At 72.3% G+C, this 6,433-nt stretch carries 9 protein-coding genes; 2 read left to right on the top strand and 7 right to left on the bottom strand.

Going from position 1 to position 6,433, the window contains the following annotated elements; all coding sequences use genetic code 11:
* The 6 genes from AB0H87_RS35910 to infC form a co-directional block, all read right to left on the bottom strand.
* Positions 1-1,527 (bottom strand): phenylalanine--tRNA ligase subunit beta (locus tag AB0H87_RS35910; protein ID WP_360156252.1); only part of this gene is annotated, 1,527 nt, incomplete at its 3' end.
* Positions 1,528-2,595, bottom strand: a complete 1,068-nt coding sequence (gene pheS / locus AB0H87_RS35905) for a phenylalanine--tRNA ligase subunit alpha (RefSeq protein ID WP_360156249.1) — start codon at positions 2,593-2,595, stop codon at positions 1,528-1,530.
* A gap of 31 nt (positions 2,596-2,626) precedes the next feature.
* Positions 2,627-3,451: an RNA methyltransferase gene (locus tag AB0H87_RS35900; protein ID WP_360156246.1), complete on the bottom strand. Its 825-nt coding sequence runs from the start codon at positions 3,449-3,451 to the stop codon at positions 2,627-2,629.
* Positions 3,452-3,455: 4 nt separating this feature from the next.
* Positions 3,456-3,842 (bottom strand): 50S ribosomal protein L20, encoded by a 387-nt coding sequence (gene rplT, locus AB0H87_RS35895; protein ID WP_360156243.1) that lies wholly within the window; start codon positions 3,840-3,842, stop codon positions 3,456-3,458.
* Positions 3,843-3,872: 30 nt separating this feature from the next.
* Positions 3,873-4,067 (bottom strand): 50S ribosomal protein L35, encoded by a 195-nt coding sequence (rpmI, locus tag AB0H87_RS35890; RefSeq protein ID WP_089255971.1) that lies wholly within the window; start codon positions 4,065-4,067, stop codon positions 3,873-3,875.
* 21 nt (positions 4,068-4,088) lie between these two features.
* Positions 4,089-4,718, bottom strand: coding sequence for a translation initiation factor IF-3 (gene infC, locus AB0H87_RS35885; RefSeq protein ID WP_360156255.1), 630 nt, complete (start codon positions 4,716-4,718; stop codon positions 4,089-4,091).
* A 345-nt stretch (positions 4,719-5,063) separates the two neighbouring features.
* On the opposite strand from infC, the gene AB0H87_RS35880 reads away from it, so the two are divergent.
* Both AB0H87_RS35880 and AB0H87_RS35875 read left to right on the top strand, forming a co-directional pair.
* Positions 5,064-5,201: a permease-like cell division protein FtsX gene (locus AB0H87_RS35880; protein WP_360156239.1), complete on the top strand. Its 138-nt coding sequence runs from the start codon at positions 5,064-5,066 to the stop codon at positions 5,199-5,201.
* 36 nt (positions 5,202-5,237) lie between these two features.
* Complete coding sequence (locus AB0H87_RS35875) at positions 5,238-5,738, top strand: hypothetical protein (RefSeq protein WP_360156236.1); 501 nt, start codon at positions 5,238-5,240, stop codon at positions 5,736-5,738.
* On the opposite strand, the gene AB0H87_RS35870 is transcribed toward AB0H87_RS35875, so the two are convergent.
* Positions 5,735-6,433 (bottom strand): alpha/beta hydrolase (locus AB0H87_RS35870; protein WP_360156233.1); only part of this gene is annotated, 699 nt, incomplete at its 5' end. The two genes, AB0H87_RS35875 and AB0H87_RS35870, sit on opposite strands and share 4 nt — an antisense overlap.

Raw genomic sequence — 6,433 nt, 5'->3', positions numbered from 1 at the left:
CGCCCGGGCCACCGAGCGGCGGCGGCGCTGCGCGTCGGTCAGCCCGCGGCCGGCCGGCGCCAGCGGCAGCCGCCCCGGCACCTTGTCGTAGCCGTCGAGCCGGACCACCTCTTCGACCAGGTCGGCCGGGTCGGTCAGGTCGGGCCGCCAGGTCGGCGGGACCGCGCTGATCCGCTGGCCGTCGACGGTGACCGTGCAGCCCACCGCTTCGAGCAGGCCGACCACCCGGGCCGGCTCGTAGGCCACGCCGACCCGCCTGCTCGGCAGGTCGACGGCCATGTCCACGGGCGTGCGCGCGACCACGGCGTCGAAGTCGAGGATCTCGTCGCCGGCGGTGCCACCGCCGTGCGTCGTCAACAGCTCGACGGCCCGCGCCAGCGCGACCAGCGGCAGCGCCGGGTCGACACCGCGCTCCCAGCGCTTCGCCGCCTCGCTGAACAGCTTGTGCCGGCGGGCGGTGCGGCCGACCATCACCGGGTCCCAGTGCGCCGCCTCGAAGAGCACGTCGACCGTGCCCGAGTGCACCTCGCTGGTCTCGCCGCCCATCACCGCGGCCAGCGAGATCGGCCCGGTGTCGTCGCAGATGACCATGTCCTCGGTGTCGAGCGTGCGGGAAACCCCGTCGAGGGTGGTCAGCTTCTCCCCCGCCGTGGCTCGCCGGACCACCAGCGGGCCGCGCAGGCGGCCGAGGTCGAACGCGTGCATCGGCTGGCCGAACTCGAGCATCAGGTAGTTGGTGATGTCGACCGGCAGCGAGATCGTGCGGATGCCGGCCTGGGTGAGGCGGCGGACGATGAACGCGGGCGTCGTCGCGGCCGGGTCGACGCCGCGCACCGCCCGGGCGGCGAACCGGTCGCAGCCGATCGGGTCGCGCACGTCGACCGGGTACGCCGGCTCGTTCGTGGCGCCGGGCGCGCCGACCAGGGCCGGGTCGTGGAACGGCACGCCGAGTGCCAGCCCCAGCTCGCGGGCGACGCCGCGGACCGACATCGCGTACCCCCGGTCGGGGGTGATCTCGACCTCGACCACGACGTCGTCGAGCCCGACCACGGGCCGCGCGTCGGTGCCGGGCGCCGCGGTGGTGTCCGGCGGCAGGACGACGATGCCGTCGTGGTCGTCGCCGAGCCCCAGCTCGCGGGCCGAGGTGATCATGCCGGCCGACATGTGGCCGTAGGTCTTGCGGGCGCCGATCTCGAACCCGCCGGGCAGCACGCCACCGGGCAGGATCACCACGACCAGGTCGCCGGGCGCGAAGTTGCTGGCGCCACAGACGATCTCCTGCGGCTCGCCGGTGCCGTTGGCGCCGCCGACGTCGACCGTGCAGAACCGGATCGGCTTCTTGAAGCCGGTCAGCTCCTCGACGGTCAGCACGCGCCCGACGACGAGCGGGCCCTGGACGGTCTTTCGCAGGTCGACAATGGAGTCGACCTCGATGCCGAGGCCGACCAGCGCCGCTTCGAGGGCTTCGGCGGACAGGTCGGCCGGCAGGTCGACGTGCTCGCGCAGCCAGGACAGTCCGACCCGCATCTACAGCTCCATCCCGAAAGCGCGCGTGAAGCGCACGTCACCCTCGACCATGTCGCGCATGTCGCTGATCCCGTGGCGGAACATCAGCGACCGCTCGATGCCCATCCCGAACGCGAAGCCGCTGAACTCCTCGGGGTCGATCCCGCAGGCGCGCAGCACCCGCGGGTTGACCATGCCGCAGCCGCCCCACTCGACCCACTGTGGACCGTCGCGGTGCTGCGGGAACCAGATGTCGAACTCCGCCGACGGCTCGGTGAACGGGAAGTAGTGCGGCCGGAAGCGGGTGCGCGCGTCCGGACCGAACATCGCCCGCGCGAAGTGGTCGAGCGTGCCGCGCAGGTGGGCCATCGTGATGCCGCGGTCGACGACCAGACCCTCCACCTGGTGGAAGACCGGGGTGTGGGTCGCGTCGAGCTCGTCGGTGCGGTAGACCCGGCCGGGCGCGATCACGTAGATCGGCGGCGTGCGGGTCAGCATCGCCCGGGCCTGCACGGGGCTGGTGTGGGTGCGCAGCACCAGGCCGCTGCCCTCGGGAGCGATGTGGAACGTGTCCATCAGGCCGCGCGCCGGGTGGTCCGGCGGGATGTTGAGCGCGTCGAAGTTGGTCCACTCCAGCTCGGCCTCGGGACCTTCGGCGATCTCGTAGCCCATGCCCACGAACAGGTCGCCGATGCGCTCCATCAGCGTGCTCAGCGGGTGCCGGGCGCCGCGAGGCTGCCGGTTCCAGGGCAGCGTGACGTCGACCCGCTCCTCGGCGAGGACCCGCTGCTCCTGCTCGGCAGCGAGCGCCGCGGACCGGGCGTCGAACAGGTCCTGGATCTGGCGCCGGGCCTCGTTGACCCGCTTGCCGGCGTCGGACTTGGCGGCCGGCGGCAGCGCGCCGATCTCCCGCCGGGCGAGTGACACGGGCGCCTTGTCACCGAGGTGCAGGTGCCGCAGCTGGGTCAGCGCGTCCGGGTCGGCCGCGCCGGCGAACGCCTTGTCGGCCTCGGCGACCGCGGCGTCGAGCGCGGCGGGGTCGAGGTAGGCGACCTGCTTCGGGTCGTACGGGTCGTTGCGGTAGGACATGACTCTCCCTCGGCGGGGCAACCTCGCAAGTCTACGGTCGGGCCGGCGCGGTGCGGCGCAGGGCTCGGGCGCTCGCGTAGAGGCAGACGGCGGCCGCCGCGGCCAGGTTGAGGCTCTCCGCGCGGCCGTGCAGCGGCACCCGCACCCGCCGGTCCGCGGCGGCCAGCAGCTCGTCCGGGAGCCCGTGCGCCTCGGAGCCGAACAGCCAGGCGGTGGGTCGGGCGAGGCCGCCGGTGTCGGCGAGGTCGTCGAGGTCCGTGTCGCCGTAGCCGGTGGCGGCGAGCACCGTCAGGCCCTTGTCCCGCATCGCCTGGATCGCCCCCGCGGCGTCCGCGTCGCGGACCAGGTCCGTGTGAAAGACGCTGCCCGCGCTGGCCCGGACGCATTTCCCGTTGTACGGGTCGACGGCGTCACCGGCGAAGACCACCGCCTGTGCGCCGGCCGCGTCGGCGGTGCGCAGGATCGTGCCGGCGTTGCCGGGGTCACGGATCTCGGCGAGCACGGCGACGAGCCTCGGCTGTTTCGCCAGCGCGTCGGGCAGCCGTACCCCTTGCTGGTGGCAGACCGCGACCAACCCCTGCGGCGCGACGGTCTCGGCCAGCGCGGCGATCGCGCCGTCGGTCACGAGGGTGGCGTCCCGGGTGAGATCCGGATGCTTGTCTGCGGCGTCCGCGGTCGCGAACAGCTCCTTGACCACGTGCGCCGCGAGCGCCTCGCGGACCGCCTGCGGACCCTCGGCCAGGAACAGCCCGGTCTCGTCCCGATCGCGCCGGCGCTGCAGGCGCCGGGCAACAATGACCCGGGGTGTCCGTTCGGTAAACGGATCAACCCCGGGTCGCTGGTGGTGCTGGGTCAACCGCTCAGGCGGCCTTCTGCGCACCCGTGCCCTCGGCCGCGACGGCGGCCTTGGCGACCTCGACGATCGCCGCGAAGGCGGCCTCGTCGTGCACGGCCAGGTCGGCCAGGATCTTGCGGTCGACCTCGATCCCGGACAGCTTCAGGCCCTGGATCAGCCGGTTGTAGGTCATGCCGTTGGCGCGGGCGGCCGCGTTGATCCGGGTGATCCACAGCTGGCGGAAGTCACCCTTGCGGTCACGCCGGTCGCGGTAGGCGTACTGCATCGAGTGCAGCACCTGCTCCTTGGCCTTGCGGTAAAGGCGGGAGCGCTGACCGCGGTAGCCGCTCGCGGTCTCGAGCAATGTGCGGCGCTTCTTCTGGGCGTTAGCTGCCCGCTTGACGCGTGCCATCGAGTGTTCTCCTTCGGTCGGTGGCGCGCGTCAGCGGCCGAGCAGCTTCTTGATGCGCTTGGTGTCGGCCTTCGAAATCTCTTCGGTGCCGGACAGCCGACGGGTACGGGTCGAGGACTTGCCCTCGAGCTTGTGGCGCTTGCCGGCGGGCTCGTGCACGATCTTGCCGCCGCCGGTGACGCGGACGCGCTTGCCCGTGCCGGTGTGGCTCTTCATCTTCGGCATCTTGTTCCGTCTTCTCCCCTGTCACTCGCCGGGATTTCCGGCGGGCCCGGCCGCTGCGGCCGGTGACGCCTCGGCGGCGTCGTCGGTACGTTGCTCGCGTGGTGCGCCCTTGGTGTTCGCAGCCACGGCTGCGGCCTTGGTTGCCCGGTGCGGAGCCAACACCATGATCATGTTGCGGCCGTCCTGCTTAGGAGCGGCTTCGACATATCCAAGCTCCGAGATCTCCGACTCGAGCCGGCGCAGCAGGCGGTAGCCCAGCTCCGGACGGCTCTGCTCGCGACCACGGAACATGATCGTGACTTTGACCTTGTCCCCGGCCTTGAGGAACCGGACCACGTGACCCTTCTTGGTCTCGTAGTCGTGCGGGTCGATCTTCGGACGGAGCTTCATTTCCTTGATGACGGTCTGTTGCTGGTTACGCCGTGCTTCGCGAGCCTTCAGTGCGCTCTCGTACTTGAACTTGCCGAAGTCCATGAGCTTGCACACCGGCGGGCGCGCCATCGGCGCTACCTCGACCAGGTCCAGGTCTACATCCGCCGCCAGCTGAAGCGCGCGCTCGAGCGGGACGATGCCCACCTGCTCGCCTTCAGGACCGACCAGTCGGACCTCTCGTGCCCGGATCTGTTCGTTGACGCGTGGTTCGACGCTGATGAGGCCTCCTCTGTTGCCTGTCTGGCTGCGGTCGCAGCCGGGTGGTGCCAACCGAGGAGAAGCAGAAGGCCCTGGCGCATGCCAGGGCCCGCTCGACCGGTCGGCACGCGCGGACGCGTGCACTCTCCGGACGGGAGCCCGTAGGCTCGCCTTCCGGCGACCGGACCCGGCTCTCTGATGTTGCACGAGGCTCGGGTGGGAGCAGGCGCTCCGCTTCACCGCCACCCGTGGTGCTCACGCACACGGACGGCATGGTCGACGGCAACAAGGCTACCAGCTAGGACGCGAACCCGCGAAACGGGCGTACCGGTGGGACCACCGGGGCTGCCGAGACGCGGTTGGGTTGTGCGACAGCGCGAGGCGGTCGAGAAGATGATCCGCGACCTGCCGCGCGTGGCGGACGTCACGTTCGAGACCGCGGCACAGACCCTCGCCCGCCTCCAGGACCGCACCCGCGACCAGGGTTCGTGCCGGCGGAGCTAGCATCCTCGGATTGACCGGCGTGGAACGGGGAGGTTCATGCGACGCGTGTTGGTCACCATCGTGCTCGGGGTGGTCGCGGTCGCGGCGGGCGCCTGCGGCTCGGACAGCTCACCGCCGCCCGACCGCGCGGCGCCGCCGCCGTCGTCGTCGCCCGGCGCGGCCGTGGACGGGTCCGCGCACACCGCCACCCTGGCCGTCTGCGCCGAGGCCGTGAAGGTCAGCAAGGCCGGCGCGACGGCCTTCTCGGGGACGCTCGACGAGCTGTGGCTGCTCGCGCAGGCTGATCTCGACCGGGCGACCATCGAGGCCCGCTCCGCCCAGCGTGAGAAGGCGCTGCGGACCGTGCTCGACAACTGGTCGAAGACGCTGTCCGCGCTCGCCACCCAGGACGTGATCCCGCAGGTCAAGGCCGTGCTGGAAGACGGCGCCCGGACGGTCGACCGGCTCAACGACCCCGCCGACCTCACCTCGGACGGCGAGGCCACGGTCACCCTGCGGCGCATCTCCCGCAAGATCGAGGCCGCCTGCACCAACTAGTGCCGGAGGAAGTCGAGCAACGCTGACAGGGTCGGTTGCGGGTCCACGAGTCGGGAGGCATGGCCGCCAGGGACCTCGACGAGGCGGGCGCCCGGGATCGCGTCGGCCAGCTCGCCGGAATGGACCGGGTCCACGAACCGGTCGTCGGTCGCCGACACGACCAGCGTCGGCACGTCCAGCGCGCCGAGGTCCGCGCGGACGTCCAGCCGCAGGCCCAACTCGATCTGGGCGACCGTGCCCGGCGCCGGGTCCGTCGTCAGCGCCGCCATCAGCCGCGCGAGCTGCTCCTCGGGCAGGCCGGCCAGGTGCCGGTCGGCGAACGACAGCGAGACGAGCAGCTTGCCGAGGTCGGGGTCGGACCGTTCGAACAGGCCGGCCCACAGCTCCCGGTTGAGCCGCAGCAGCGGTCGGGCCTTGGCGAACCCCACGACCGTGGCCAGGCGGGCGACCCGCTCGGGGTGGCGGCCCGCCACCCGGGCCGCGATCGAGGCGCCCAGCGACGAGCCGACGACCGCGAACGTCGCCAGCCCGGCGTCCCGCGCGGTGTCGGCGACCTGGTCCGCGATCGTGTCCACGTCGAGCGGCCCGGCCGGCAGCGCGCTCGTGCCGGACCCGGGCAGGTCCACCAGGACCACGGTGTGCCCGGCCGCGAGCTCGTCGACCAGCGGCCACCAGCCGCGCCGCCCGGTGCTGCC

The sequence above is a fragment of the Asanoa sp. NPDC050611 genome (genome assembly GCF_040654855.1).
Classification (GTDB): domain Bacteria; phylum Actinomycetota; class Actinomycetes; order Mycobacteriales; family Micromonosporaceae; genus Asanoa.
This window is presented reverse-complemented; position numbering and strand designations above follow the sequence as displayed.